The organism is Haladaptatus salinisoli (genome assembly GCF_020614375.1).
GTDB lineage: Archaea > Halobacteriota > Halobacteria > Halobacteriales > Haladaptataceae > Haladaptatus > Haladaptatus salinisoli.
The window spans coordinates 1,482,220-1,508,148 of sequence record NZ_CP085327.1; the positions used below are offsets into that span (position 1 = coordinate 1,482,220).

34 protein-coding genes are annotated in these 25,929 nt (G+C 66.3%); 16 read left to right on the forward strand and 18 right to left on the reverse strand.

The genetic code is table 11. From position 1 onward, the window contains the following. A complete protein-coding gene (locus LIX00_RS08135; RefSeq protein ID WP_227352697.1) occupies nucleotides 1-1,401 on the reverse strand; it encodes a dihydrolipoyl dehydrogenase family protein in 1,401 nt (466 codons plus the stop codon). A gap of 160 nt (nucleotides 1,402-1,561) precedes the next feature. Between LIX00_RS08135 and LIX00_RS08140 the strand changes: the two genes are divergently transcribed. Both LIX00_RS08140 and LIX00_RS08145 read left to right on the forward strand, forming a co-directional pair. Further along, nucleotides 1,562-1,873, forward strand: a complete 312-nt coding sequence (locus LIX00_RS08140) for an EMC6-like membrane protein (RefSeq protein WP_227352698.1) — start codon at nucleotides 1,562-1,564, stop codon at nucleotides 1,871-1,873. A 2-nt stretch (nucleotides 1,874-1,875) separates the two neighbouring features. Continuing rightward, entirely contained in the window at nucleotides 1,876-3,687 is a 1,812-nt protein-coding gene (locus LIX00_RS08145; protein WP_227352699.1) for a ribosome biogenesis/translation initiation ATPase RLI, read from the forward strand. Between the two features lie 37 nt (nucleotides 3,688-3,724). Here the strand turns inward: LIX00_RS08145 and LIX00_RS08150 are convergent, their stop codons facing one another. Beyond that, nucleotides 3,725-3,919 carry a glycine zipper domain-containing protein gene (locus LIX00_RS08150; RefSeq protein ID WP_227352700.1) on the reverse strand — a complete coding sequence of 65 codons (195 nt, stop codon included), beginning with the start codon at nucleotides 3,917-3,919 and terminating at the stop codon, nucleotides 3,725-3,727. A gap of 216 nt (nucleotides 3,920-4,135) precedes the next feature. Between LIX00_RS08150 and LIX00_RS08155 the strand changes: the two genes are divergently transcribed. Next, on the forward strand, nucleotides 4,136-5,389 hold the full coding sequence (locus LIX00_RS08155) for a hypothetical protein (RefSeq protein ID WP_227352701.1): 1,254 nt from the start codon (nucleotides 4,136-4,138) through the stop codon (nucleotides 5,387-5,389). A 39-nt stretch (nucleotides 5,390-5,428) separates the two neighbouring features. On the opposite strand, the gene LIX00_RS08160 is transcribed toward LIX00_RS08155, so the two are convergent. Beyond that, nucleotides 5,429-5,965, reverse strand: a complete 537-nt coding sequence (locus LIX00_RS08160) for an archaemetzincin family Zn-dependent metalloprotease (RefSeq protein ID WP_227352702.1) — start codon at nucleotides 5,963-5,965, stop codon at nucleotides 5,429-5,431. A gap of 39 nt (nucleotides 5,966-6,004) precedes the next feature. Between LIX00_RS08160 and LIX00_RS08165 the strand changes: the two genes are divergently transcribed. After that, nucleotides 6,005-6,430: a UPF0146 family protein gene (locus LIX00_RS08165; RefSeq protein ID WP_227352703.1), complete on the forward strand. Its 426-nt coding sequence runs from the start codon at nucleotides 6,005-6,007 to the stop codon at nucleotides 6,428-6,430. Nucleotides 6,431-6,467: 37 nt separating this feature from the next. Here LIX00_RS08165 and LIX00_RS08170 read toward each other — a convergent pair whose 3' ends face one another. Both LIX00_RS08170 and LIX00_RS08175 read right to left on the reverse strand, forming a co-directional pair. After that, nucleotides 6,468-6,671, reverse strand: coding sequence for a heavy-metal-associated domain-containing protein (locus LIX00_RS08170; RefSeq protein ID WP_227352704.1), 204 nt, complete (start codon nucleotides 6,669-6,671; stop codon nucleotides 6,468-6,470). 113 nt (nucleotides 6,672-6,784) lie between these two features. Continuing rightward, the gene (locus LIX00_RS08175; RefSeq protein ID WP_227352705.1) at nucleotides 6,785-7,396 is read right to left on the reverse strand and encodes a methyltransferase domain-containing protein; all 612 of its coding nucleotides are present in this window, start codon (nucleotides 7,394-7,396) and stop codon (nucleotides 6,785-6,787) included. Nucleotides 7,397-7,468: 72 nt separating this feature from the next. Here LIX00_RS08175 and LIX00_RS08180 point away from each other — a divergent pair, with 72 nt between their 5' ends. From LIX00_RS08180 to LIX00_RS08210, 7 genes are all read left to right on the forward strand, one after another. Then, the gene (locus LIX00_RS08180) at nucleotides 7,469-8,341 is read left to right on the forward strand and encodes a TIGR01548 family HAD-type hydrolase (RefSeq protein ID WP_227352706.1); all 873 of its coding nucleotides are present in this window, start codon (nucleotides 7,469-7,471) and stop codon (nucleotides 8,339-8,341) included. 25 nt (nucleotides 8,342-8,366) lie between these two features. Further along, nucleotides 8,367-8,537 carry a twin-arginine translocase subunit TatC gene (locus LIX00_RS08185; RefSeq protein WP_227352707.1) on the forward strand — a complete coding sequence of 57 codons (171 nt, stop codon included), beginning with the start codon at nucleotides 8,367-8,369 and terminating at the stop codon, nucleotides 8,535-8,537. Between the two features lie 167 nt (nucleotides 8,538-8,704). After that, a complete protein-coding gene (locus LIX00_RS08190) occupies nucleotides 8,705-9,889 on the forward strand; it encodes a PKD domain-containing protein (RefSeq protein WP_227352708.1) in 1,185 nt (394 codons plus the stop codon). 38 nt (nucleotides 9,890-9,927) lie between these two features. Further along, nucleotides 9,928-10,476 (forward strand): GMP synthase subunit A, encoded by a 549-nt coding sequence (locus LIX00_RS08195; RefSeq protein ID WP_227352709.1) that lies wholly within the window; start codon nucleotides 9,928-9,930, stop codon nucleotides 10,474-10,476. 35 nt (nucleotides 10,477-10,511) lie between these two features. After that, nucleotides 10,512-12,365: a DUF2070 family protein gene (locus LIX00_RS08200; RefSeq protein WP_227352710.1), complete on the forward strand. Its 1,854-nt coding sequence runs from the start codon at nucleotides 10,512-10,514 to the stop codon at nucleotides 12,363-12,365. A gap of 67 nt (nucleotides 12,366-12,432) precedes the next feature. Next, nucleotides 12,433-13,845: an FAD-binding oxidoreductase gene (locus LIX00_RS08205; protein WP_227352711.1), complete on the forward strand. Its 1,413-nt coding sequence runs from the start codon at nucleotides 12,433-12,435 to the stop codon at nucleotides 13,843-13,845. Between the two features lie 43 nt (nucleotides 13,846-13,888). After that, nucleotides 13,889-14,086 carry a hypothetical protein gene (locus LIX00_RS08210; RefSeq protein WP_227352712.1) on the forward strand — a complete coding sequence of 66 codons (198 nt, stop codon included), beginning with the start codon at nucleotides 13,889-13,891 and terminating at the stop codon, nucleotides 14,084-14,086. On the opposite strand, the gene LIX00_RS08215 is transcribed toward LIX00_RS08210, so the two are convergent. From LIX00_RS08215 to LIX00_RS08225, 3 genes are all read right to left on the reverse strand, one after another. Continuing rightward, nucleotides 14,083-14,325 carry a DUF3194 domain-containing protein gene (locus LIX00_RS08215; protein ID WP_227352713.1) on the reverse strand — a complete coding sequence of 81 codons (243 nt, stop codon included), beginning with the start codon at nucleotides 14,323-14,325 and terminating at the stop codon, nucleotides 14,083-14,085. The two genes, LIX00_RS08210 and LIX00_RS08215, sit on opposite strands and share 4 nt — an antisense overlap. Nucleotides 14,326-14,328: 3 nt before the next feature. Continuing rightward, nucleotides 14,329-14,727 (reverse strand): prefoldin subunit beta, encoded by a 399-nt coding sequence (locus LIX00_RS08220; protein WP_227352714.1) that lies wholly within the window; start codon nucleotides 14,725-14,727, stop codon nucleotides 14,329-14,331. A gap of 226 nt (nucleotides 14,728-14,953) precedes the next feature. Continuing rightward, nucleotides 14,954-15,601 (reverse strand): helix-turn-helix domain-containing protein, encoded by a 648-nt coding sequence (locus LIX00_RS08225; protein ID WP_227352715.1) that lies wholly within the window; start codon nucleotides 15,599-15,601, stop codon nucleotides 14,954-14,956. 84 nt (nucleotides 15,602-15,685) lie between these two features. Between LIX00_RS08225 and LIX00_RS08230 the strand changes: the two genes are divergently transcribed. The 3 genes from LIX00_RS08230 to LIX00_RS08240 all read left to right on the forward strand — a co-directional run bounded on the left by LIX00_RS08230 (nucleotide 15,686) and on the right by LIX00_RS08240 (nucleotide 18,188). After that, entirely contained in the window at nucleotides 15,686-16,699 is a 1,014-nt protein-coding gene (locus LIX00_RS08230; RefSeq protein WP_227352716.1) for an NAD-dependent epimerase/dehydratase family protein, read from the forward strand. Continuing rightward, on the forward strand, nucleotides 16,696-17,109 hold the full coding sequence (locus tag LIX00_RS08235; RefSeq protein ID WP_227352717.1) for a hypothetical protein: 414 nt from the start codon (nucleotides 16,696-16,698) through the stop codon (nucleotides 17,107-17,109). Before LIX00_RS08230 ends, LIX00_RS08235 begins: the two co-directional genes overlap by 4 nt. Before the next feature lie 125 nt (nucleotides 17,110-17,234). Beyond that, a complete protein-coding gene (locus LIX00_RS08240) occupies nucleotides 17,235-18,188 on the forward strand; it encodes a DUF7972 family membrane protein (RefSeq protein WP_227352718.1) in 954 nt (317 codons plus the stop codon). Here LIX00_RS08240 and LIX00_RS08245 read toward each other — a convergent pair. From LIX00_RS08245 to LIX00_RS08265, 5 genes are read right to left on the reverse strand one after another with little or no spacing between them, the layout of a single operon-like run. Continuing rightward, on the reverse strand, nucleotides 18,158-18,433 hold the full coding sequence (locus LIX00_RS08245; RefSeq protein WP_227352719.1) for a KEOPS complex subunit Pcc1: 276 nt from the start codon (nucleotides 18,431-18,433) through the stop codon (nucleotides 18,158-18,160). The genes LIX00_RS08240 and LIX00_RS08245 overlap by 31 nt on opposite strands. 4 nt (nucleotides 18,434-18,437) lie before the next feature. Further along, nucleotides 18,438-18,572 carry a DNA-directed RNA polymerase subunit P gene (locus LIX00_RS08250; protein ID WP_007979966.1) on the reverse strand — a complete coding sequence of 45 codons (135 nt, stop codon included), beginning with the start codon at nucleotides 18,570-18,572 and terminating at the stop codon, nucleotides 18,438-18,440. Further along, nucleotides 18,569-18,847 (reverse strand): 50S ribosomal protein L37ae, encoded by a 279-nt coding sequence (locus tag LIX00_RS08255; protein ID WP_227352720.1) that lies wholly within the window; start codon nucleotides 18,845-18,847, stop codon nucleotides 18,569-18,571. The genes LIX00_RS08250 and LIX00_RS08255 overlap by 4 nt, the downstream gene beginning before the upstream one ends. 43 nt (nucleotides 18,848-18,890) lie before the next feature. Then, on the reverse strand, nucleotides 18,891-19,049 hold the full coding sequence (locus LIX00_RS08260; RefSeq protein ID WP_227352721.1) for a DUF8015 family protein: 159 nt from the start codon (nucleotides 19,047-19,049) through the stop codon (nucleotides 18,891-18,893). A gap of 41 nt (nucleotides 19,050-19,090) precedes the next feature. Continuing rightward, complete coding sequence (locus LIX00_RS08265) at nucleotides 19,091-19,807, reverse strand: DUF2103 domain-containing protein (protein WP_227355679.1); 717 nt, start codon at nucleotides 19,805-19,807, stop codon at nucleotides 19,091-19,093. 94 nt (nucleotides 19,808-19,901) lie between these two features. Between LIX00_RS08265 and LIX00_RS08270 the strand changes: the two genes are divergently transcribed. Further along, the gene (locus LIX00_RS08270) at nucleotides 19,902-21,251 is read left to right on the forward strand and encodes a hypothetical protein (protein WP_227352722.1); all 1,350 of its coding nucleotides are present in this window, start codon (nucleotides 19,902-19,904) and stop codon (nucleotides 21,249-21,251) included. Nucleotides 21,252-21,311: 60 nt separating this feature from the next. Here the strand turns inward: LIX00_RS08270 and truD are convergent, their stop codons facing one another. The 4 genes from truD to LIX00_RS08290 all read right to left on the reverse strand — a co-directional run bounded on the left by truD (nucleotide 21,312) and on the right by LIX00_RS08290 (nucleotide 23,981). After that, entirely contained in the window at nucleotides 21,312-22,646 is a 1,335-nt protein-coding gene (truD, locus tag LIX00_RS08275; protein ID WP_227352723.1) for a tRNA pseudouridine(13) synthase TruD, read from the reverse strand. A 27-nt stretch (nucleotides 22,647-22,673) separates the two neighbouring features. Then, nucleotides 22,674-23,051, reverse strand: coding sequence for a DUF7344 domain-containing protein (locus LIX00_RS08280; protein ID WP_227352724.1), 378 nt, complete (start codon nucleotides 23,049-23,051; stop codon nucleotides 22,674-22,676). 147 nt (nucleotides 23,052-23,198) lie between these two features. Beyond that, complete coding sequence (gene pdxT / locus LIX00_RS08285; RefSeq protein ID WP_227352725.1) at nucleotides 23,199-23,780, reverse strand: pyridoxal 5'-phosphate synthase glutaminase subunit PdxT; 582 nt, start codon at nucleotides 23,778-23,780, stop codon at nucleotides 23,199-23,201. Nucleotides 23,781-23,816: 36 nt separating this feature from the next. Continuing rightward, a complete protein-coding gene (locus LIX00_RS08290; RefSeq protein ID WP_227352726.1) occupies nucleotides 23,817-23,981 on the reverse strand; it encodes a preprotein translocase subunit Sec61beta in 165 nt (54 codons plus the stop codon). 233 nt (nucleotides 23,982-24,214) lie between these two features. On the opposite strand from LIX00_RS08290, the gene trxA reads away from it, so the two are divergent. Continuing rightward, the gene (trxA, locus tag LIX00_RS08295; protein ID WP_227352727.1) at nucleotides 24,215-24,484 is read left to right on the forward strand and encodes a thioredoxin; all 270 of its coding nucleotides are present in this window, start codon (nucleotides 24,215-24,217) and stop codon (nucleotides 24,482-24,484) included. A 225-nt stretch (nucleotides 24,485-24,709) separates the two neighbouring features. On the opposite strand, the gene LIX00_RS08300 is transcribed toward trxA, so the two are convergent. Further along, entirely contained in the window at nucleotides 24,710-25,513 is an 804-nt protein-coding gene (locus LIX00_RS08300; protein WP_227352728.1) for an alpha/beta fold hydrolase, read from the reverse strand. Nucleotides 25,514-25,929: the final 416 nt, after the last annotated feature.

A 25,929-nucleotide genomic window follows, 5' to 3' on the forward strand; every position in this document is an offset into this window, starting at 1 on the left:
TCACCGTTCGATCTTCGAACTCGCCTCGCGGAACAGCCCGTCGAGAATCTCGGGAGTCGTCGGGTGGAACGCTCTATCGGGAACGTCGCGCACGTCCATCTCGCGTTCGACGACGACCTGCATCGTCTTCGCCATCACGTCGGCGTGGTAGTGGAGGCCCTGATACCCGAGCACCGTCCCGTCGTTCGCGTCGACCACGAGCTTCGCGAGTCCCTCCGGGGCGTACTTCGTCTCGAACACGCCGTCGTCGCTCGCCCGGCGCGTCACCGCCACGTACTCCCTGTCCTCCGAGTCAGCCACGCGCTCCGAGACGCCGACCCTGGCGAAGGGGTAGACGCCGGCGGCCGAGAAGACGACGTGGTGGTGGACGTTCTCGTACCGGTCGAGGTCGTCCCCGCGAGCGTGCGCGAGGATGTTCTCGGCGGCCGTGAACCCCTGTTCTTTGGCGACGTGGAGGATGGGTTCTTTCCCGTTCGCGTCCCCCACGACGAACGTTCGAGGGGCGTCGCGGGCCTGCATGGTGTCGTCGACCCACCCCGTCCCCGGTTCGAGCGCGGTGTTTTCCAGTCCGAGTCCGTCGAGGTTCGGTCGCCGACCCGTGAACAGAAAGAGCCGGTCGGCGTCGATAGCGCGCTCCTCCCCGTCGCGCTCGACGTGGAGGCGAACCCCGTCGTCGGTCGGTTCGACGCGCTTCTCGCGGGTTTCGGTGAGGATTTCGACGTCGAACTCCTCGCGGTATATGTCGAGCAGTTCGTCCCCGAACGCGTCGTCGGCCTCGTCCAGCGGTCGTTCGTCGTGTTCGACCACGGTGACGTCCATCCCCGCCGCCTCGCTCAGGTAGGGGACGAGTTCGATGCCGACGTACCCGAAGCCCATCACGACGCCGGAATCGGGAAACTCGGTCGCGTCCAACACGTCCGCGCTGGTCGCGTACTCCACGTCGTCGATGCCGGGCAGGTCGGGAACGTTCACGACCGACCCCGTGGCGACGACGACGTAGTCCGCCTCGATTTCGCGGTCGCCGACCGCGACGGTGCGGTCGTCCACGAACCGGGCGGAGTCGTGGTGGAACTCGACGTTCTCGCGCTCCGCGAGGTCGTGGACCGCTTCGCGGCGGTGCTCCGCGAAGCCGAGGACGTGCTCGTCCTTGCGGTCGACCACCGATTCGAGGTCGACGTCGGGCGTTCCGGAGAGCCGGGGGTCGTGGCGGACGTGGTAGCGGTGGGCCGCCGCCGACAGCACCTCCTTCGAGGGCATACAGCCTTCGAGGATGCACAACCCGCCGCCCGGAACCCCGTCGTCCACGAGGGTCAACCGGACGTTCGGTTCGTCGGCGAGGCTCCGGGCGACGGCGACGCCCGCGCTTCCGTACGCTCCGACGACGAGTACGTGAATCGCCATGTGTCGGGCAACGGACGACGGAGGTTTATGGGTTGAGGTAACGACGGGAACCGCGGGTGGCCGCGTGCGGTGGTTCCCGTTCGCTCGCCGCGACGGTTCGGACGAACGCGGAATGCGGACAAACGAACGCCTTTTGAGGCAGGGTACCCGAGTGGCACCCATGGCGACTGAACAGGCATCAGAGCGACGGGCGGCCCATCTCCGAAGTATCACCGTCACGTCGCTCGCTTCGATAGCTGGAATCGTCGCAGCGTTCGTCTCCGCCGCGGTAGTGGGGACGACGGACGTGGCGGCGAAAGACCAGATGGGACTGGCCATCATGCTCGCGTTCGTGGTCGTCCAGATTCCGCTCCTTCGATTCATCGGATACGAACTCGACGGGGTCAAAGACCACCTCTTCGTAGCGTTCATGACGTTCTCGCTGTGGTTCATCACGTGGGGGATTCTGCTCATGAACCACGTACAGGTGTAACCATGGCGGAAGACAGCATCGCCGTCGTAGACCTGGAGCGATGCCAACCCGACAGGTGCAACTACGAGTGTAAGAACTACTGCCCGCCGAACCGGACCGGCAAGGAGTGCATCACGCTCCGCGGCGAGGACGCGGACGAGGGCCAACCCGACCAGATTCACATCAGCGAGGAGATCTGTCTCGGCGAGACCTGCGGCATCTGCGTCGAGAAGTGCCCTTTCGACGCCATCGAAATCATCAACCTCCCGCAGGAGCTACAGGACGACCCGACCCACCGGTACGGCGAGAACGCCTTCGCGCTGTACGGTCTTCCGATTCCGCAGGAGGGGCAGGTGACGGGAATCCTCGGCCCCAACGGAAGCGGGAAGACGACCGCCGTGAAGATTCTGGCGGGCGAACTCGCGCCGAACCTCGGTCAGTTCCAGAACCCGCCGGGGTGGGACGCCGTGCTCGAACGCTACCGCGGGACGGAGCTACAGAACTACCTCGAAGACGTGCGGGACGGCGACGTGACCGTCGCGCGGAAGCCCCAGTACGTCGATAAGATTCCCGACCGGTTCGACGGGAACACCGCCGAACTGCTCTCCCGAACCGACGAGCGCGGCGTGCTGGACGACCTGCTCGCCCGCCTCGAAATCGAGCACGTGATGGAGCAGGACATCGACAGTCTCTCCGGCGGCGAACTCCAGCGCGTGGCGCTGGTGGCGGCGCTCGCCCGCGACGCGGACTTCTACTTCCTCGACGAGATAACGCCGTACCTCGACATCAGCCAGCGCGTCAAGGTCGCCCGCCTGATTCAGGAGATGGCGGGCGAGGACGGGCGGTCGATGCTCGTGGTCGAACACGACCTCGCCATCCTCGACCTGGTGGCCGACAACCTCCACGTCGCCTACGGCGAACCCGGCGCGTACGGCGTCATCACGACGCCGAAATCGGTGCGCAACGGCATCAACGAGTACCTCGCGGGCTACCTCAACAACGAGAACATGCGCATCCGCCCGAACCCCATCGAGTTCGACGAGCACGCGCCGCGCGAGGCGACGACCGCCGACCCCCTCGCGGAGTACCCCGACCTCTCGAAGTCCTACGGCGAAGGCGAGTTCTCGCTCGACGTGGAGGGCGGGACGATATACGAGAACGAGGTGCTCGGCATCGTCGGCCCGAACGGAATCGGGAAGTCGACGTTCGCCAAACTGCTCGCCGGGCGACTGGAACCCGACGAGGGGAGCGTGGACTTCGAACTCGGCATCTCCTACAAACCGCAGTACATCGAAATCGACCAGCCGATGCGCGTGGACGCCTTCCTCTCGTCGTTGACCGACGACTTCGGCTCCTCGTACTGGAACACCGAGATAGCCCAACCGCTGCTGCTCGACCGAATCATGGAGCAGAACTTGACCGACCTCTCCGGCGGCGAGCGCCAGCGCGTCGCCATCGCGGCCTGCCTGTCGAAGGACGCCGACCTCTACCTGCTGGACGAACCCTCGGCGTACCTCGACGTGGAACAGCGCGTCCGGGCGACGCGCGCCATCCGGCGCTACGCCGAGATGCAGGACGCCACGGTGCTGGTCATCGACCACGACATCTACATGATAGACCTCGTCTCCGACCGCCTGATGGTGTTCGACGGCGAACCCGCTCAACACGGTCACGCGGGCCGCCCGAAGGGGATGCGAGAGGGGATGAACGACTTCCTCGCCAACCTCGACATCACGTTCCGCCGCGACGAGAACGTGGGTCGCCCGCGCATCAACAAGCCGGGCAGCCAACTCGACCGCCAGCAGAAGGGCGAGGGCGAGTACTACTACAGCTAACTACTCAGTTCTCTCCGGCGAAACCCTAACGAACGAATTACGACCGCTGTTTTCGAGGCCAACCGGCTTCCATGCCCGCGCCGAGGACGATTCCGAGGGCGATTCCCATGGGCAACTCGTTCATCGCGACGCCGATGGCGATACCGAGGACGAGACCGATCGACATCCCCGCGCCGACGTCTCGCCGAGAACCGTCCTCTCCGCTTGCGTCTCCTCCGTTCGCGGAAGTCATCGACTTCACATCGCCGTATTCGACGATAAAACTGCCTGTGAAAGGACCGAAAGGAGTGCTCTCATCGTTCGACCCTCCGGTTCTTCGATTCGGCCATCGTCACTGTTCTTCGACGGTGGTCGCGTCGGCGGGTCGCGCTCCCGGTGATTCACGCGAACGGCCCGCGGCAGCGACGAACCGAATCACCTTTTTTCCGGCCCGATGTAGCGCCCGACAGTGATTTCGACGCTCGTCGCGTGGCTCTCGGTCTCCGACAACCGCGCGAAACTGTTCGCCCTCCTCGCCGTCCTGTTCTTTACGACCGCCGGAGTCGGGGCGCTCACCGCACCCGACCGCCCCCACCCGACGGTCGACGAAGAGCGCCCCGCGAACAACACCCTCGTCGCCCTTCAGGGGTACGAACACGAAGGACGGGCCATCGAGGTGACCCCGCGGGGCGAAGTCGTCTGGGAGTACGCGAAGGCGGACGACGTGTTCGACGTGGAAGCCCTCGGCCCGAACCGCGTCCAGATCGCCGTGGCGGACGAGATTCCGGACGAGCGGTGCCCGCCCCGGTTCCGCGACGACGGACACCGAAACTGCGTGCGAAACGCGCTCCGCGTCGTGGAGAAAGGGACGAAAGCGACCCTGTGGGAGTACGCGTGGTTCGACGCGAAACTCCACGCGCACGAGTTGCACGACGCCGACCGCTACACCGTCGACGGCGAACCCCGCTGGGTGCTCGTGGACATGGGTAACGACCGCGTGTTCGCGGTGAACCGCGCGAAGGAGGTCCTCTGGCGGTGGAACGCGACCGACCGCTACGAGCGCCCGCCCGAGATGGGCGCGGAGGGCGACTGGACGCACGCGAACGACGTCGACAGGATCGAACCGGGCGTCTTCCGGGTCAGCCTCCGGAACTTCGACACGGTGGTCGACCTGCACGTTCGAAACGGTTCGGTCCGCGTCGAACCGGTCGTCGGTCCCGACTCGTTCTCGAAGCGCGGCGACGTGCTCCACGAACAGCACAACCCGGACACGCTCGGCGACACCCTGCTCGTGGCGGACAGCGAGAACGACCGCGTCGTGGAGATTCGAAACGGGAGCGTCGTCTGGAAGTACGGCGGGAGCGCGGTCTTCGATTGGCCGCGCGACGCGGACCGCCTGTCGAACGGCCACACCCTCGTCACCGACTCGTACAACGACCGCGTCGTGGAACTGGACGAGAATGGCGACGTCGTCTGGTCCATCGAAACCGGGTCGCTCCCCTACGAGGCGGACCGACTCCCGGGAGAGGGTAGCGACGGGCCGACCGCGCGCGAGGCGGGGATACCGAACCGGACTAGCGGCGCGTCGGTCGTCCACGAACGCAGTTCGTGGGCGATATCGATGGTGAAGTACGTCGCGCCGGACGGCCTCGCGGAGCAGTCGTTCGTCCTCCTCTTCGGTCTGCTCGCGCTCGTCGGAAGCGGCATCGAGCGCTGGCGCTAACGTTTTTCGGACGACCGTCTCGATCGGACTCGTCGGCGTTCAGAGCACCTGACGCTGACAGGTGCCACAGAGGTTCTCCTCTTTCACGTCCACCTCGCGGACGGTCGGCGAGAAGTTCATGACGCAGCGCGAGTTGTCGCAGTGTTCGAGGCCGAGCGTGTGGCCGATTTCGTGGACGACCTCCTTGCGCACGCGGTCGGAGAACACCTCGTCGGCGGGCTTGGTCGAGATGCCGCCGTCGGAGGAGAGACCGTCCGACGCGGGCTGAAGCCGAAACGTGGAGATGACGCTCCCGCTCCCGTCGAGGTAGGCGAGACCGAAGACGTAGTTTCGACGGCGGTAGAAGAGATCCTGGGGCGTGATGGCGATGTTCTTCTCTCCGGTTCCGATGCGACTTGCCAACTCGATGAAATCCTCCGCCCGGTACTGGTCGCGGTTGGGGTCGTGCGACCCCGCCGGAATCTCCTGTCGGTCGTGTACCATCACGTCGCAGTCGTAGATCGTCCGAAGGGCCGCAGACGCCTCGCGCTTGACCCGTCCCGCTACGTCCCCCACGGGGACGATGTCAATCAACATAGCAACCCCTATGGGGGGACGGCCCATAAACATCCCGCCGTGAACCCGGACACCCGCGACGGAATCGTCGCCCGCCTCGCCGACTACCGGCGCGCCGTCGAGGTCGGAATCGGCAACCGAACCGACGTGGCGGAGGCGCTCTCGGACGCGGGGGTTGCCGTCACCGCGACCGACGTCGCGCCCCGCGACGTTCCGGGCGGCGTTCGGTTCGCGCTGGACGACGTGACCGACCCCGACGCGGCGGTGTACGAGGCCGCGGACGTGCTCTACGCGCTCAACATCCCGCCGGAACTGCACCGCCCCGCGCTGGCGGTCGCGAGCGCCTGCGACGCCGATTTCGTGTTCACGACGCTGGGCGGCGACCAACCGGCGATTTCGGTGCGACGGGAGACGATTCCGGGGGAGACGCTGTTCTGGGCGCGGGAGACGCGCGCCGACCGCGCCGGAACCGAGGCGGAGCGGTGAGAGACGGTTCGCGGAGTCGAGAGCGACCGAGTACCGCTTAGGCTTCGGCTTCGTACCCGAGTTCGATGATCGCCTGACGGACGCGCTCGGCCGCTCCGGGTTCGCCCGCGACGGTGACCTCGTCCGCTTGGGCGTCGGGGTAAACGCTGCTCACCCCGCGGAGGCCCGTCACTTTCTCGCGAACCGCGTGCTCACAGCCTTTACAACTCATGCCGGTCACTTCGATGTTGTACTCTTCCATCTACGGTCGAAGATACGGGCGCTGTTCAGTTAATACCGGTGCACTTTCCGAAAATATTGATTTCACCCTTCGTTTAAATTTCTTCGGAGGGAGAGCGCCGACGTGCGTCGTTTTTACTCGTCCGGTTTGCGCGCAACGAGCGTCTCCGCCGCGTGCCGGTGCGGTTCGCCGCCGGAGTCGTCGTCGAAGACGAACTCGTCATCCGCCAGCACCGTCCAGTCGTCGTAGTAGCTCCGAAGTTCGCCCGGGTCGTAGAAGTGCTCGTTCGCCCCCCAGTCGGGCGGGGTCGGAATATCGGGGTGGTCGACGAAGGCGAACAGGACGTGGATTCCGCCGTCCGTGGTGTCGGCTTTGAACCGTTCGAACTGCCGGACTCGATTCTCCGGGCGGAGGTACTGGAGCGTGCCGCAGGAGTACACCGCGTCCATCGCGGGGAAGTCGAGGTCGTTCACGTCGGCCTCGCGGGTCCGTATCTCGACGCCGCGCTCCTCGGCCAGTCGCTCGGCTTTGTCGAGACCGTTGGGGACGGGGTCGACGGCGAGGACGTCGTACCCCCGCTCCGCGAGGAACACCGCGTCCCGACCCTCGCCGGCGCCGATGTCGACCGCGGTCGGCACCTCGCGGTCGGGGGCGAACTTCGGCACCGACTCGGCCAGTTCGTTGGGCTCCGTTCCCCAGTAGTACTCCTCGCGTCCGTAGAGTCGCTGTAGTTCCTCGGCCTTCATCGGTCGTGCGTGGCAGCGGAACCGACAAAAGCGAGTCGGTAGACCCTTGTCGCGTCGCGCGAACGCCAGCGTATGAACGCGGACGCTGTCGTGCTGGACATCGACGGGGTGCTCGTGGACGTGGCGGACTCCTACCGGCGGGCCATCGTGGAATCGCTGTCGCGGGTTTACGGCGACACCATCCCCAAACCGGACGTGCAGGCGTTCAAGGACGCGGGCGGGTTCAACAACGATTGGGAACTCACGTACGCCGCGGCGCTGTTCGTCCTCGCCTCGCGCGAGGGTCTCGGCCAATCCATCGAGGAGTTCACCGACCGAATCGCCGAGCGGGGCGGCGGACTCGACGCCGCCGAGGACGTCGAGTCCGCCGCCCTGCCCGACGACGCCCTCGCCCGCGTCCGCGAGGCGTGGAGTCCCGAGCGATTGCGCGAGGTGTTCCAGCAGCTCTACCTCGGGCGGGACCTGTACGCCGAAATCGAAGGCGCGGAGCCGACGCTCGACGCGCGAGGCTACATCAACGACGAGCCCGTGCTGGTCGAGTCGGAGACGCTCGCCGAACTCGCCTCGAGCTATCCCGTCGGCGTCGTCACCGGCAGGCCCGCGGCGGAGGCCGACATCGCCCTCGAACGCGCCGGAGTGGACGTGGCCGACGAACGCCGCTTCACGATGGACGACTGGGAGCAGGGTAAACCCCACCCGCACGCGCTGACGACGCTGGCCGAGCGATTCGACGCCGAACGCGTCGTCTTCGTCGGCGACACGCTGGACGACATCCGGACCGCCGTGAACGCGACCGAGGCCGACCCCGACCGCGAGTACTTCGGCGTCGGCGTCCTGACGGGCGGACTGACGGGGGCGGAAGGCCGCCGGAAGTACGAGGCGGCGGGGGCGGCGGCGGTCGTCGATTCGATAAACGACCTGCCCGCGTTGCTGGAGGAAGACTGATACCGAAGCGGTGACATCGAGTGATATGGTCTCCGGCGAACACGCCGTCAAAACCGTCCTGCTCGCCCTCTTGCTCGCGTTCGTCGCGGGCGCGGTTCTCACACCGCCCGACCCTTTCACGCAAGTTCTGTACGTGGTTCCGCTGTTCCTCGTCGCGCTTCCGGTGGCGCACTTCGCGCTGAAGCGCGTCGCGTAGCTCCGGTTCGGCCGGTCCAAGTGCACCCTACGCGGTGTCAGACGGAACATAACAAAGTGGGAAAGTCCCGTTTTCGGCGACGATAGTCCGCTCGACGCGGACGCCGAGAACATGAGATATCGATTCGCCACGAGCCGCCCGCACCGAACCGCGAGGTCGTATCGTCGATGAGCGGACGCACCGCGGTAATCGCCCTCCTCCTCCTCTCCACGCTCGGTACCGCCGCGGCCCTCCCGCCGCCCGGACTACCCGGCGGCGACCTTCCCGACGCGCCGGCGTCCGAGCACGACGTGTACGCCGTCGAACAGGGCGACACCTGCGTCGCGGTGAAACCCATCCAAGGAAACGAGAACGTCGTGCGATTCTACGACTACCGGAACCCCTACACCGAACCGAGCGACTGGTCGTACAGCTCCTTCGCGCCGTCGTCGCTCACCCGCGAGAACGGGAGCACGATGTTCCTCTACGAGGCCCCCGACGGGGTCGTGAGTCTCGTGATACTCCACGACCGGCGACGGGCCGGGCGCACCGGGGAGAACCTCCCGATGAGCGCGGTGTCGTTCCGGTTCGACGGACTGCCGGAGTCGGGGCGGTGGGTGCTCATGGACGACACCTACGAGGGGCGCGAAGACCGGTGGTCGCGGAACCGCATCGACTGGACGTGGACCGGTTCCCGCATCGACGGAGCCGTCTTCCGCGGCCTATCGGGCGACTTTCGGACGACCGTCTCCCCGAGTTGGAACGAGGACGCCGCGCTCCACGACCCGCGCTTCGGGTCGGAGCCGGTGAACTCGTGGACGTTCCTCTCCGGGAGCGCGAGCGACCCGACCGAGACGGACCTCGACATGGGCGCGCCCGTGACCGTCCACCCCGGCGGGTGCGGCGCTCCGCCGGAGGCCGCGCTCAGCGTGCGGGGCGCGGGCGGAGTCGGGACGGGCGAGTCGGTGACGTTCGACGCGAGCGGGACGAGCGACCCGGACGGCGACGTGGCCGCGTATCGTTGGGACTTCGACGGCGACGGGACCGTGGACCAGACGACGAACGAATCGACGGTCGACCACGCCTACGAGACGCCCGGCGAACGCACGGCGCGGGTGACTGTCGTCGACGGCGAGGGGCAAACCGACGAGGCGAACGCGACGGTTCGGGTGGCGGAGGGCACGACCGACGGTCGCTCGTCCACCACGTCGAACGGGCGAACGAGCGGTTCGGCGGACGAATCGACGGACGGAGGGGTGACGCTAGAGCCGAACGCGCTGCCGGGGACCGACGTGCTGGTCGAACACCCCGAGTGGACGACCGTCGGCGTCGCGCTCGCCCTGCTCGCCGGGGCGGTCGCGGCGAGGCGGTGACGAGCGGTTTTTATTCCCGCCCTTCGTAGCGCCCGGCAATGACGAAGATTCTCGTCGTGGACAACCACGGCCAGTTTACGCACCTCGAACACCGGGCGCTCCGTGACATGGGGGTCGAAACCGACCTCGTCGACAACACCGCGCCCCCCGAAGATATCGACGCCGACGGACTCGTCCTCTCCGGCGGGCCGTCGATGGACGACATCGGCCGCTGCGCCGACTACCTCGAACTCGGCGTTCCCGTCCTCGGCATCTGCCTCGGCATGCAGGTGATGGCGCACGTTCTCGACGGCGAGGTCGGCGGCGGCGACTACGGCGGGTACGCCGACGTGACGATCGAGATTACCGACGACGACGACCCGCTCGTCGGGTCGCTCGCACCCGAGACGCGGGTGTGGGCCAGCCACGCCGACGAGGTGAAGCGAGTCCCGTCGGGCTTCGAGCGCACCGCCACGAGCGACGTGTGCGGCATCGAGGCCATGAGCGACGCCGACCGCGACCTGTACGGCGTCCAGTGGCACCCGGAAGTGGCGCACACCGACGAGGGCGAGGAAGTGTTCGAAAATTTCCTCGCCGTCTGCGAGTAGCATTCTTTAACTCTCCCCGGCGTGGCCTTCCTTCAATGACAGCGACCCAAGGCGACTTGGCGAGCCTCTCTCGCTACATCTTCCGTGCCCCCCGGTGGTACGCGAGCGTCACCTTCGCGCTGTTCATCGCGGCCATCGCGGGAATCGGGGCGTTCGACTCGCGGTACGTCCTGCAGGACGCGTGGGAGGGCGTCTTCTTCATCGGGATTCCGACGGTCGCCGCGAGCGTCCTGACGACGCCGGTCGACCGCCGTCTGGGCGGCCAGTTGACGTACAACCGGTCGTCGCTGCTGGCGCTGACGTGCGAGGTGATCGTCGTCGCGGTGATGACGATCGCCGGAACCGTCGCGGCCCTGTCGGGATTCGACCAACAGTTCGTGTTCGACGCTCTCATCGTCAGCCTCGCGTCCGTGTTCGCCTTTCGCCTCCTCGTCGTGATGGCCGTCTCCCGGAGTTCGTTCCTGGTCTCGACCGTCCCCGCCAGCATCCAGACCGGAACCGCCGCGGTGCTCTTTTTCATCTACAGCGAGACGATTCGCGTTATCGAAGTCGGCGGTCCGCTCGTGCAGAAGCTGCTCGCCCGCGGGGACCAGGCCCCCCAAGCGCTCGGCATCATCGAGCCGAGGGATTTTCTCGTCCTCGCCATCGTCAGCGGGATGTACGCCCTCGGCGTGTACGGTTTCCTCACCGTCATCGACCGTCCGTGGCGGCGCAGCCTCGGCGTCAGTTCGCTCGATTTCATCAGGGGGTTCATCGGCCACATCGCGGAGGGAACCCGCGAACTGGAGGACTTCTTCGAACAGATCGGCCAGAAAGCGGTCGTTCCCGTCACCGTGCTCTCGTTCCGCCGGACGGACGGGAACGAGAAGGCCCGGTTCGTCCTGCCGATGATACACCCCGGACCGATGGGCGAGATAGGCGGCGGCAACCTCCCCCGCCGCGTCGCGAGCCAGTCCGAAGGCCTCGCCTTTCCGCCCCACGCCACCGCCGGGCACGACTTCAACCTCGTCACCGAGCGCGAGGTGGACACCATCCTCGAAACCGCAGAATCGGCCTACGAGCGGATCGAGTACAGCGACTCCGCGAGCCGGAGCGTCCGGACGCAGGAGGGCGACGCCAAGTTGATCGGGCAGGCGTTCGGCGACGACGCCCTGCTGGTCGCCACCTACTCGCCGAAGTTCGCCGACGACGTGGAGTACGCGGTCGGACTCGCCGCCACCGCGGAAGCCCGGTCGAGCGGGCTGGACGAGGTGATGCTCGTGGACGCGCACAACTGCAACAACGGACTGCAGGGCGAAGACCTCGGCCACGTCTACCCCGGCAGCGAGCGCTCCTTCCAGATGATTCAGGCGGCGCGGGCCGCCGCGACGGAACTCGGCGCGGCGGCCCGCGGGCGGCCGCAACTCGGCGTCGCGTGGGACGAGACGGCGTGGACGCCCGCCGACGGAATCGGCCCGCTCGGCATCCGAGTCGCCGTGGTCGAGGTCGCCGGACAGCGGACGGCCTACGTGCTCGTGGACGGCAACAACATGGAACCCGGACTCCGCGACCGAATCGTAGACGCGGTCGGGACGGACGAGGTGGAGGTGATGACCACCGACACCCACGTCGTCAACATGGTCGAGTCCTCGAATCAGGTCGGCGGAGCCATCGACCACGACGAACTCATCTCCCTCGTGAATCGGCTGGTCGAGGAGGCCGCCGCCGACCTCGAACCGGTCGAGGCGGGGATGGAGAGCGAGTACGCCGAGGTGACGGTGTTCGGAAACGACCGCACCGAGACGCTGGCGAGCCACGCCAACGCGGTCATCGCCATGGGCGGGGCGCTGGCGGGCGCGGTCATCCTCGCGGTGACGGCCATCAGCATCCTCATCTTCTTCCTCCCCTGAGACCTGTCAGACCGTCCCGCAGTCGCGTTTATCGACTCTTCGCGCCTACCCTATGACGGTGGGGAACATGGCCACGGAGACTATCGAATCGACGGAAGAAACGCTCGAATCGGCGGTCGAGTCGTTCGAATCGGAGTTGAAAGGGGAACTCGTCACGCCCGACGACGAGGCGTACGACGAGGTGCGCCGGGTGTGGAACGGGATGATAAACCGCCGACCGGCATTGATCGCGCGGTGCGAGGGCGTCGCGGACGTTATCGTGGCGGTGACCTTCGGTCGGGAGCACGACCTGCCCATCGCTGTTCGCGGCGGCGGTCACGGCGTCGCCGGGCGGGCCATCGTGGACGACGGACTCGTCGTCGACCTCGAACCGATGAACTGGGTGCACGTACGGCCGGACGACCGGCGAGTCCGCGCCGGGGCGGGCGCGACGTGGGGCGACCTCGACAGGGAGACGCAACTCTTCGGACTGGCCGTGCCGGGCGGCGCCATCTCGGACACCGGTATCGCGGGGCTCACGTTGGGCGGCGGGATGGGCCACGTCCGCCGGAAGTACGGTCTCTCCTGCGACAACCTCGTCTCGGCGGACGTGGTGACCGCGGACGGCGAGTTCGTCACCGCCAGCGAGGACGAACACGAAGACCTGTTCTGGGCGCTCCGGGGCGGGGGCGGTAACTTCGGCGTCGTCACCGCCTTCGAGTACGACTGCCATCCGGTCGGGCCGGAGGTCGCCACCTGCTTCGTCTGGTACGACGGCGACCGGGCGACCGACGCACTCCGGTTCTTCCGGCAGTACACCGAGGACGCCCCAGACGAGGTGAGCGTCCTGCCGTTCTACGCGTGGGTGCCGGAACTGGACGAGTTCCCCGAGTCGTCGTGGGGGGACCCGGCCGTCGCCTTCCTCGGCTGTTACGTGGGTGACCTCGACGAGGGCGAGGAGGCGCTCCGACCGATCCGAGAGTTCGCCGACCCGATCGTGGACCTTAGCGGAACGATACCCTACGTCGAACTCCAGATGATGCTGGACGAAGACTACCCGAACGGGCGGTTCTACTACTGGAAATCGCTCTATCTGGACGAGTTGAACGACGAGGTCATCGAGAGCATCGTCGCCTGCTCGGAGCGGTGTCCGGTGCCGCTCTCGACCGTCGACATCTGGCAACTCGGCGGCGCAGTCGCCCGCGTCGACGGGGACGAGACGGCCTTCGCGTACCGGGACGCCCCGTTCGGACTCAACTTCGAGGCGAACTGGGACGACCCTAGGGAGACCGACGCCGCCGTCGCGTGGGTGCGCGAGAGCATCGCGGAGATGCGCGAGCACCCGGAAGCGCACGGCCAGTACGTCAACTTCCCCGGCCTCGAAGAGGACCCCTCGCGGGTTCCGTTCGGCGAGAACGCGGCGCGACTCGCGGAGGTGAAATCGAAGTACGACCCGGAGGACGTCTTCCGCGCCCACGGGAACATCGAACCCCGCGAGTGAGACCGCAACGACTACGATTTCGAGAACGTTTTTTCGAGCCGGAATGCGCCTCGGAACCGCTCTCAAGCTCTTTTTCGCGCGGTTCTTCGCCACCTTCCTCGTCTCGCTCGGCGTCTCGGTTCCGCGACTCACCGCCCTCGCACTCGCGGCGCTCGCGCTCGTCGTCTTCGTCGCGCTCGCGTACACCGCCGCGAAAAGGCCCGAGGATACCGACGCCCCCGAACGAATCGGGAGGAGCTAGGCGCGCTCGGCGAACAGTTCGTCCACCGCCGCGCGGGCCGCCAGCGCGGCGTCGTTCGCCACCTTCTCCTCGTCGCGGTCCGCGTTCGACGCGTTGAGGTACACGTCCACGTCGAGGATGTCCTCCTCGAACGTGACGGTCACGTCGAAATCCTTCACCTGCGACTGCTTGATGCGCGAAAATATTACGTCTTCGGCCGCCTCCGCGGCGGTTCTAACGACTTCTTCGTCGCTGACCATCGCTTACGCGCCGCCGGCGCCGCCGGGGCCGGTCGGGCCGGACGGTCCCGCGCCCGCGCCGCCGCCGAGCATGTTCTGAAGTTCGCTCTGAAGCTGCTCGAACTGCTCTCGGACGCGATTCTCCTGCTTTTCGAGCGTCTCGACGCGAATTTCGAGGCTGTCGACCTTGTCTTGGAGGTCCTCCTGCGCCTCGTCGTAGTCCGTCTTGACGAACAGTTCGCCGACCTCGCGGAACATGGTCGTGTCCTCGTCGATGTCGTCCAGTTCGTCGAGCGCGTTCTGCGCCCCGTTCAGTTGCGTCTCGGCCTGATTCTTCTGCACCGCGACCTGCTGGGCCGTGTCCTGCAGATCCTGCAGTTGTTCGAGCTTCTCCTGTGCCTCCGGCGGAAGATTGCCCTGCATACCTCCAACCTCGTGGTCGGGACTGAAAAAGCCACGCTTTTAGCCGAGCGCGCGTCAGGGGGCCGAATCGACTGCTTGCGGTCGGTTCGGACCGTGCTCGTCGGTCCGTGCCCGTCAGACTCGCGTGCCGAGCGCGTCCGCGACCAGTCGCGCCTCGGCCCGTCGCAGGAGGTCGGACGCCGTGGAGACGGCACAGCCCAGTTCGTCGGCGACGGCGGTCCCGAATTCAGAACAGCGATTCGAACACCTTCGACTCCGCCTTCCGGAGGTGCTCCGCCGCGGTGCTCGGGGCGCACCCGAGCGCGTCGGCCACGTCCTCGTTGCTCGCTCGTCGGGGAACGTCGTAGTAGCCCAATTCGACCGCGACCGCCGCCGCCTTTCGCTGGCGGTCGCTCAACGACGCTCCGATATCCTCGCCGCCGGTCGCCCGCTCCCCGACCCGCTCGACGCGGAGTTCGACGCCCGGCGGAGCGTCGGCCATCGCGGCGCGGAGGTCGTCGGAATCGCCGACGACGGGCGGGCGACGTTCGCCGTCGTCGTGGTACTCTATCGGCGACACCTGGACAACGCTCTCGCGGGTGAACGCCGCGAACAGCGCCCCGTCGACGGCGGTCGTCTCGTTGTAGACGTAGCAGTAGAACTCGTCGCCGGCGAGGGACGTCACCTCGTAGTCCAGCACCTCCGAGATGCCGTCCAGCCTCGCCGAGAACCGCTCCGCGTCGCCCCGAACGTGGAAGAGGAGCGTGGCGATATCCTCGGCGACGTTTCCGTGGAGGCCGCGCGCTCGCTCGACGCACTCGGAACCGGTCAGAACGTCGTACACGGGGTGCACCGTGGTTTCGCCGGGGTCGAGCGTGAGGCGGAGATACTTCACACCGGCGTATCGGTCGGGATGCTTATAAATCGCCCAGACGACTGCGGCACAACCACTATCGCCGATTCGCGCCAATCACCACCTATGAACGTCTTCGTAGCCGGGGCGACCGGGGTGCTCGGTCGCCGACTCGTCGCGGAACTCGCCGACAGAAACCACGCCGTCGTCGGACTCGCGCGCGACGCGCGAGGCGACGAACTCGTCGTCGAGCGCGGCGGCGAACCCCGTCGCGGCGACGTGCTCGACCGCGAGTCCCTCCGAACCGCCGCGGCGGGATGCGACGTACTGATTCACGCCGCCACCGCGATTCCGACGGGCACGAAACCGACCGAAGAGGAGTGGCTGCTGAACGACCGAGTGCGCGCTGAGGGGGCCAGAAACCTCGTCTCGGTCGCCGCGGAGGTGGACGCCCGCCGACTCCTCCTCCAGAGCGTCACGTGGCTCGCCCGGCGACCGGACGGCGCGCCGTTCGACGAGGACGCGCCGCCGAACCCCGACCGTTCCACGCGCTCCGCGCTCGACGCCGAACGAATCGTCCGGCGGGGCGGCGAGGAACGCGGCTTCGAAGTCGGCGTCCTGCGCTGCGGGTGGTTCTACGCGCCCGACTCGTCCCACACCCGAGAGATGGCGTCCGGACTGCTCGACGAGAAGTTCCCGATTCTCGGCGGCGGTCCCCTCGGGAGACGGGACGCGACCCTCTCGATACTCCACGTCGGGGACGCGGCGCGGGCGTTCGCCGCGGCGACCGAATCCGACGCGACCGGTCTCTGGCACGTCACCGACGACGAACCGGTCGAGTTCGACACCCTCGTGCGCGCGTTCGCCGACCGACTCAACGCCCCCGAACCCCGTCGGATTCCGGGGTGGCTGGCCCGCCCCTTCGTGGGAAGAGAGCCGCTTCGACTGCTGACGCGGTCCGCGCCGACCTCGAACGAGCGATTCCGCGAGACGTTCGACTGGGAGCCTCGCTACCCGAGCTATCGGGAAGGGCTGGCGGACGTGGTCGAAACGTGGCGCGAGGAGGGGACGCTCGCCGAGTTGGCGGGCGCAAAGTCCCCCGTCGCACCGGCCGCGTCCGGGGGCGGGAGCCCCGAGTGACGCGAAAGCGGACGGTCGCCGCCGTCGCGCTCGGCGCGTACCTGCTCGCCAATCTCGCCCACGGCGTTCCGCACGCCGCCGTCCCGGTTCCGCTGACGCCGTTTCAGTCGGCGTTCGTCGCCGCGGTGACGCTCGCACCCATCGTCGGATTCGTGCTCCTGTTGCGCGGGAGCGAGCGACTCGGGAGCGCGGTGTTCGTCGTCTCGATGGCCGCGTCGCTCGCCTTCGGCGTCTACTTTCACTTTCTCGTCCCGAACCCGGACAGCGTGCGCGCCGTGAGCGGTCCGTGGAGCGGGCCGTTCTTCCTGACCGCCGCGCTGGTCGCGGCGGCCGGAGCGGCCGGCGTCGTCGCGGGAGCGTGGCCGCTGAACGGCGAGAGAAGCGAGTCGCCCGAGGCGCGTCGGCGATAGTCCGGACCGCGAACCGTATGCTCCGGCGGGCGACGGACGCCGTTAAGCAGTTAGTGACGGAATCGGTAGTAGACGGCACGGATGAAATCTGACGGACACTATCGGTCGCGCGGAGGTGAGTGATCGTGGCTCGGAGAGGGCGTCTCGACCGCGCGCTGTGGTGGCTGCTGTTTCGGGGAGACCGCCTCGTCGTCGCGACGGGGATTCTCCTCGGGATATTCGCCGTGAACGTCGTTTTCGGGGTCACGAGACTGTTCTTGCTGACCAATCCGGCTCGGCTCATGTGGATGATGAACGGGGTGGTGAACGGAATCCTGACGCTCGTCACGGTCGTCGTGGCCGTGAATCAGCTCATCCTCTCGCAGGAGTTCGGCGGGGTGAGGAACCAAAAGCGGCAGTTGGAGGCGGTGGTGGAGTTCCGGGAGGAGGTCGAAGAGCAGATCGACCCCCTCGTGAGTCCGCCGGAGACGCCGGCGTTCCTCCGCGAGCTATTTCTGGCGCTCGCCGATCGCGTTCGTTCGCTCGAGAGGAAGTGCAAGGGCTCGGACGTTCGAGAGGAGATGGAAGCGTACGTGCGACTGTTCGACCGGCTGAACGACCAGATCGCGAGACTCGACGACCCGCGCGCCGACCTCTTCGTCGTGCTCGCGGTCATCCTCGACTACAACGATTCGATACAACAGTACGAGACGCGGCGGTTCAGGGCGAAACACGACGACGCGCTGTCGGACGCGACCGAACGGATACTCGACGACATTCAGAGCCTGCTCGTCCAACTCGACACGGCGCGGCAGTACTTCAAGATGATATTCATCCAGCGCGAACTCGCACGGCTCTCCCGATACATCCTCTACACCGGCGTCCTCTCCATCGTCGTCTCGGGACTGACGATAATGAGCTACCGGTCCCTCCCGACGACGCCGCTCGGGTACGACGCGCTGGTGGTCGTCGTCAGTCTGGTCGTCACGGTGGTTCTCTCGCCGGTGGCCGTCCTCGTTTCGTTCATCCTCCGAGTCGCGACTGTCGCGCGGCGCACCGCCGCGTTCGGCTACTTCGTTCCGGAGCCGAGCGGGAGATGACCTGCGCCGGACTCCGAAACGTCCTCCGCGACCCCCACCAACGTCTGCCACGTGTTCAGGCCGGCCCGGAGCGCCACGAGGTCGTCGGCGGAAACGCGAACGACGACCGTCTCACCGTCTCGCTCGACGGTCGTCCGCGAACGGTCGCCCGCTATCTCGCCGACCTCCCGTTCGACGCTCCGAAAAATCAGTATCGCACGCTCGTCGGATTCGTAGTCGAATTCGAGAAGCGCGTCGTGGGACACGGCGTTACCGGACGTTGACTTCCTTCACGTCGCGACTTCGCTCTTTCAGCAGGACGCGGTGTCCGCAGTACGGACAGCGGACGCCGCCGTACTCGTCCAGTTCGACGTCCCGCTTGCAGCGCGAGCACTTGTAACTCATTCTTCGTCGGCGAGGGCGGCGCGGATGGAGCGCTTGACGGTTCGTCCGGCCGGCGTCTGCGGGCGGTAGGTGCCGCCGGCGAACTCGAAGCCGCACCGGCCGCACGCCCAGATGCCGGTTCCCTGCCGGTCGACGCTGTCGCTTCCGCAGTCCGGACAGGTGTGGTTCTCGTTCTTGTCCGCCTCGATTTCGGAGACGCGCTTCCGGGCGACGCGACCGTATCGCGCTCCGAACCGTCCGGCGCTGCCGGTTCGTGATTTAGAGTCTTCGGCCATAGTACCGAGAAATTACCCGAGAGGACTGATAAACCCTTTGAGTTCAGTCGCGCGGCGGCCGCGCCAGCGCGTACCCGACCACGAGCAGCGCCCCGACCAGTCCGAGCATCGCTACCGGAAGCGACGTGAACTGCGCCGCCACGAATCCACCGCCCGAGAGCGTCGGAATCGCCGCGAGCACCGCGTCGTAGCGTGAGGTCATGTAATTACATGTAATTAGAGCCACGCCCAAAAGGGCTGTGGCTACCGGAACCCCGTCTCCGCGAGCACCTCGTTCAAGTCGCCCCGCACTCGCTCGCCGCGCTCGCGGTCCATCGCCGTGGTGACGACGCGGTTCTCCTGGACGCTCGACCCGTCGCGCAGGAGGAGGCGGACGTTCCCGTTCTCGTCGGCGCGAGTCGCCTTGGCCCGGACGCCGGACGAGGAACTCGACCCGCCCGCGCTGATGGGTCCGGGGATTATCTTCTTGACGTGCGGGTGGCGAGCGACCTCCCGAATCGCGCGCATCCCGTCCCGGTTGCCGATGAGCGTGGTGTGCGCGCCGCCGAGTTTGTCGCCCGGGGCGGTCTCCACGACCTCCAGCGACCGCTCGTCTCGGCGTTCGAGCACCTCCTCCACCGGGCGCTCGTCGCCCACCCGGTAGAAATCGTGGTGCAGTTGGGCGCGCACCGCCCGAATCACGTCGCGGTCGCCCGCCGCGTACACCTCCTCCGGGCGCTTTCGCCGGACTTCGTCCGCGACCCGCCCGGCGAAGTTGCGGAGTTCGACGACCTCCCGCTCCCCGCCCTCGGGCGTCGTCCGCACGTCGGTCGCGCCCACCACGTCCTCGTCCAGCAGCATCGTCATCGTCGCGTGGTCGCGGTCCACGTCGAGAACCACCGCGTCGGCGTTGCGCGTCCGGCAGACCAGACAGTAGTCGCCGGGACGTTCGAGCGAGGACGCGCACTGCCGACACTCCATGGGCGTCACTTTCGGAGCGGGGCGTTTAGTCTCCACGTTCCGCTCCGGATTCTGTGAGGGAAAGAAACTTATCCGATAGCATACGATTTCGAGCATGCGCCCCCGAACGGTCGCCCTCCTCGCGCTCGTCGTTCTCATCGTGACGCCCGCTGTGGCCGCCCCTCCTCCGCGGCCCGTCTGCGAACCGTGCGGCTCCGGATTCGTCGACGCTTCGACGTGGTACGGCGAGATGCACGGAACGGAGAACCAGACCGGGACGGGCGTCGAACACAGCACCGCCACGGTTCGCGTCTACGGGAACGAGACCGCCGTCTGGACGGTTAAAAACCGATTGACGAGCGAACGCGCGGTTCGGTTCTTCCGCGAGAACGAAACCGCGTTCGCCGAAATTGCCCAGGATGCCGAAGGGTACGGGGAGAAAACCCTGCTCTCGGCCCGAATCGTCGGAAACGACACGGTCGTCCTCCGGTATCGAAGCGACGAGCAAGCCACCCGAACGCGCGGCGGCGTCCTCCGCTTCGACGGGTTCCGTGAGGTAGGGGGCGAGAGATTTTCCGGGTTGGGTGCCGACGAACTGACGGTTCGGGGACCGCCGGGAACCGTCGTCACGCGCGCACCGACCGGCGCGGCGGTGGCCGGAAACGAGTTCACGCTGACCGAGTATCGGGACGGAGGAGACGGCCCGTTCGTCACCTTCGCCCAATCGGGCGGCGTCGTCGGTGAGACGTGGAGTTTCGTCTCGGTGGCCGAGGCGCTCGGCGACGACGTGGTTCGAAACGTGCTCTTCGACGTACTCCTGCCAGCGGGGGCGCTGTTCGCGCTGCTCGTCGGCTTCGTTCGGGTCGGCGGTCGAATCGTGAAACGGAACGAGGCGACGGTCCAATTGGCGGCGAAGGTCGTCGGCGGTCTGGGCGTCCTCGGACTGCTGTTCGGTTTCGCGCAGGCCGTTCAGGGGGACGGACGATACTCGCTCGGCGTCCTCTTCGCGGGGGGCGCGTACGCCGCGCTCGCCCTCTTCGCCACCTCCGACGCCCGTCCGACCCTGAAGCGCGCGTTCGTCGCCGCGGTACTCGCGTGGGTGGTCGGTCTCGTCGTGACGACCGTCACCGTCGCGCTCACCGACCCGTCCCTCGTCTCGCGACTCCTCGAACTGAACTACTACGCCGTGACCGACCTCCTGTTCGCCGCGTTCGGCACCCTGCTGTTGCTCTCGATGTCGGTCGTCGGCTACGCCGCGACCGACCCCAGATACCGTCGCGCGGCCGTCGTTCTCCCGCCGGCGGTGCTCGCGGTCGCCGTCGCGGCGATGCGACCGCTCACCCGCGTCGGGACGTCGTTGGACATCTTTTTCTCCGTCCTGTTCGCCGCGTTCGTCCTCGGCTTCCTCGCGCTGTTCGGCCTGCCGGCGTTCGTCCTCGGTCGCGCGATGCCGACGAGGGAGTGAGGAGCTAGTTCCGCGGTCGTCCCCGTTCTCCCGCCGGAGTACGGGAGACGGCGGAAAATCCTACCCCATGTCGAGGGGGTCGGCTTTCAGAAACTCCCGCAGGAAGACCGTGGCGTACGACCCCGAGGGGAGCGAGAACTCGAACGAGAGCGGGTCGCGCGATAGCGCGAAATCGGTGCGAACGAGGACCGCCCGCCGGGTTCCGGTCGAGTGGAACTCGCCGGGCGAGTCGAAATCGGCGGGTTCGAGGTCGAGGTCGGCGAGCACCTCGCGCTCGATGTCGCCCTGTTCGCCCGCGGCGAGTTCCGTCTCGGTGCCCACCAGCGGCGCGGTGACGAACGCCCGGCCGCGCTCGCAGTGGCGCTCGACGGTGCGAACGCGCTTCTCGGTCACGCGCTGTCGTCGGTCGATATCCGGGACGACCAGTCCGTCGACCGCCTCGGCGAAACAGACCACGTCGCCCGCGACGGGTCCGTCGAACGGAAGCCCCCGGCGGAGTCGCTCGCTCAGGATTCGGTTGAAGACGAACGACTGGGCCGCGTTCACGAGCAGTCGCTGGAGGTTGGTCGGCAGGGCTTCCAACGCGGCCCGGAACTCCTCCGGGCCGGGGTCGCCGCCGCTTTCGGCGAGGCGGTGTACCATCGCCCGCTCGAACCCGAGTCGCTCCGGCAGGGCGTCGAGCGCGGCGTTCCAATCCGGCGCGACCTCCTCGACCCTCCGACGGGCTCGTTGAGTGTCCTCCGGTTCCGTCTCGAAGGGATTGCCGACGTAGGCCATCACCGCCTCCTCCCACTCGCCGCGGACGACGTGCAGACCCACCTCGTGGGTGACCGGCCGCCGACTGCCGAACCGCTGCTGGCCGAAGAAGTTGGGAACCGCGAGGCGTTCGGCGTCCCGCCCGCCGGCGAACGCCCGCAGTTCGTCCGCGATTCGCTCGGCGTTCGCCGGACGGTCGGGGTTCGAGACGGTTATCTCGAACTCGTTGCCCGCGAGGTCGCCGAACTGAAGCGCCCGCCCCGCCCGTCCGACGGGTTCGACGTCGGCGTCCGAGATTTCCGGGAGGTCGTCGGGCGAAACCTTCCGAAGGCTGAACAACTGCGTCGTCACCGCGCGCTTGTCCTTCGTTCCGGCCCACGAAACGCGTTCGCGGCTGATGCCGAGCGCGTCGGAGAGCCTGCGGGCGAAGTCGTTCGTGTCCCACCCGCGGAGGGTCGCCCGGACGACGAGGTGCGGGTACGAACCCGGGTCGGCGTCGAGCGGTTCGGCGTCGAATCGTTCTCTCTCCCGCACTCGGAAGTCGTCGCTCGTCTCCCGGAGTCGGCCGCCCACGCCGTCGGCGTCGCTGACGTAGAACTCCATCCCGACCGCGCTCTCGATGGGGTGTGCCTCTCGCATTCGTTCGGGAGAAGAATCCGAACGGGATTAAAACGTGTACTTCACGAGTTCGAGGTAGGTCGCGGCCGACTCGATGTCGTCTCCGGGGGCGACGAGCCCCGACTCGGGGTCGTAGGTGACGAAACCTGTCTCCGCCATCTTCGGAAGGTCGACGTGGTAGAGCAGTATCTCGACGCGCTCCACCGCGTCGGGCGGTACGTCGTCCGCGGCGGTGCCGGTTTCCAGTGCAGCGATGTGATGGGCGAGGTCACCTATCTCGATGGCCGTCGATTCGCCGTCGAGGCGGGAGCAGATGCGTCGGCGACGCTGACTCCCGAACACCTCGCATAACAGCGCGACCGGTACGTCGCGTTCCTCGTCGGCCAGCAGTGCTCCCCTGTCTACTTTCGTTTCCCGCTCGATCATCGATTGGATAGTGGCGTGTCACGACCAAGTACTCTGTACCTACGTACGTTGGTAGGGCGACGAGCGGGACGCGAACGTCGCCGAAATCGGGGCGACGAGCGAATGCGACGTTCACGTCGCGCTCGCCCGTCCCCGGCGGCCGCCCCGCTAGTCGCCGAAGAACGCGAGTCCGTGGATGCGGTCGTCGGGCGTCAACTCCGGATGAAAGGAGGTTCCGACCACGGGGCCGTCCCGAACCGCGACAGGCCGCCCGTCCCACTCCGCGAGCACCTCCGCGCCGCCGACGTCGTCGATGAGCGGCGCGCGGATGAACACGGCGGGGAAAGGATCTCCGAGACCGGTCACGTCGAGCGGGGCTTCGAAGCTGTCCTTCTGTCGCCCGAAGGCGTTGCGCTGGACCGTCACGTCCGCGAGTCCGAGGTTCTCGACGCGGTCGTCGCCCGCGTCCGCGGCGGCGACGATGAGACCGGCGCAGGTGGCGAGAACGGGCTTTCCGTCCGCGACGTGGGACCGAATTTCCGGGGCGATGCCCTCCGACTGAAGGAGACGGGAGATGGCGGTCGATTCGCCGCCGGGCATGCAGAGCAGGTCGCAGTCCGGAACGACGCCGGACTGGCGAATCTCCGTGACTTCCGCGGTTTCGCCGCGCGCGGCGGCGGCCCGTCGAATCGCGTCGGCGTGCTCGCTCACGTCGCCCTGCACGGCGATGACGCCAGCGTCGAGACTCATACCGGGGGTACGGAGAGCGCCGGGAAAAGGGACTCGTTATAGCGCGAGGAAGTTCATCACCATGATGAAGACGCCGAAGAAGACGCCGAACGCGACGACCGTCTTCGGGTCGATACGAATCGTGTTTCGGTCTTCAGCGTCGAAGTATCGCACGAGTCCGGCGCTGGACATCAGCCCGCCGGAGTTCTGGCCACTGCTCATAGTTGCGATTCGGAGAGCGTCGGGGGTAAACCTTTCGCAACATCGTCAGGCGACTTCGCTCACTACCGTCGAACGGGATTCGACGTCGTTCGCAGTTTCGAAGAAACTGCTCACCGTCGATAGATGGACGTCTACCGTAACTCGCAAGTCCTTCGGACTTGCTCACTGCCGGCAGAGCTAGCGGAGTAAGAAACCCTTATGCACGCGGCGACAGAAATTCAGGAAAGAAACGCATGACAGTCAAGCTACTCGACTTCTACGCGGACTGGTGTGGACCGTGCAAGACCCAAGACCCGATCCTTGAGGACTTGGAGGAAGACTGGAGCGACAGCGTCGAGTTCGAGAAGGTGGACGTTGACGAACACCAAGACGTTGCGAACGAGTACCAAGTGCGCTCCATCCCGACCATCGTCATCGAGGACGACGAGGGCGTCGTCGAACGCTTCGTCGGCGTCACGCAGCGCGACGACTTGGAGCGCGTCTTGGAAGAGGCGGGCGCGTAACTCGCCGGCGAACGCGAACTCGGATTTTTGGACACCGACCCGCGAGCGGTGCGGCAACGCCGCACGCCACTCGCGCGTAGCCTCGTCGAAATTTACGGGAGCAGACGGGAACTGCCCGCAAGATAAAGAGGGTGTATCTCTCGCACCCTCGTTTTCGGCGGATTGGTAGGTTTACGTCGGTGTTAAAAACGAGGCCGGTTCGACGAGACCACCGTTCGTTTGGAGTTATTTACTGAACTCCATCAACTCTCGGTTGAGTTTCTCTTTTTCTTCGTAGAAGAGCGCATGACCGCTCTCCTCGAAGGGAACGAGCTCCGCGTTTGCGATTCCGTCGTGGAGCTTTTCCGCCGTCAGTTCGAACGGACAGGCCTGATCGTGGACACCGTGACAGATGAGCGTCGGAACGGTGATGTCCGTGAGGTCGGAACGAAGATCCATCTCGCCGACCGCTTCGATCGAATCGGCCATGGCCTGCGGCGACGATTCCATGCTCATATTCTGGAGCCAATCTTTCAGCTCGGGACTCGGTGCGGAGTGAAACATCGAATCGGCGAAGTCACTGCTTACCTTCGCCCGGTCCTCGTAGCATCCCTTGGCAAGGTCCGTGAAGACAGCCTCATCAGCGCCTTCCGGAAAGTCCGGTTTTTCGGCCAGAACGGGACTCGCAGCGCCAAGCAGCGCCAGTTTTGCCACGTGTTCTTCGTTATGGCGGCTCATATATCGGGTGACGACTCCCCCACCCATCGAAAAGCCCGCGAGCGTGACGTCCTCGACATCGAGTTCGTCGAGAACCGTCTTGAGATCGTCAGCGAACACGTCGAAGTCGTATTCGCTCCACGGTTTACTCGATTGTCCGTAGCCACGGAGATCGATACCGATACACCGGATGTCCTCCCTCGGAAGCCGGATGTACTGATATTCGAACATCCTCCGACTCAGTGGCCAACCGTGAATAAACACGAACGGAGTACCCGATCCCCAGTCCTGAACGAACAGTTCTACCCCCTGTTTGACTTCTATTCGGGTCATACTGACCAAAGTCCGGTCTCCTGATGAGTGTATATCTATTTTGGCTGTATTTTCGACTGATAGAAACGTTTCCTTCTAGTACGGAGAGGTGGTGTCGAATACTCCCCCGTGGATCGTTCTCTCGTCAGTCGCGTTCTCGACGGCGGCCACGTGTTTGCAGAACGAGCTGCGGTGGACGTGATGCGGACACGCAGAGGCCATCAGTTCTTCGATCACGTCGATCTCAAAATGTTAATTAACAGGATTGGCTCTACAATAGTTCTTTATCGAGACATCTTCGTTCGAGAACGGTAGAATGTAAACTAGTGTACATGTTTGGCTACACTCGGATTTGTAACTGGAGTCATGGACGAGAGTCCCAATCCATCATACTCCAAGGGAAAACGCACGTTTTCTGTGCGAATCAGTAGATCTCA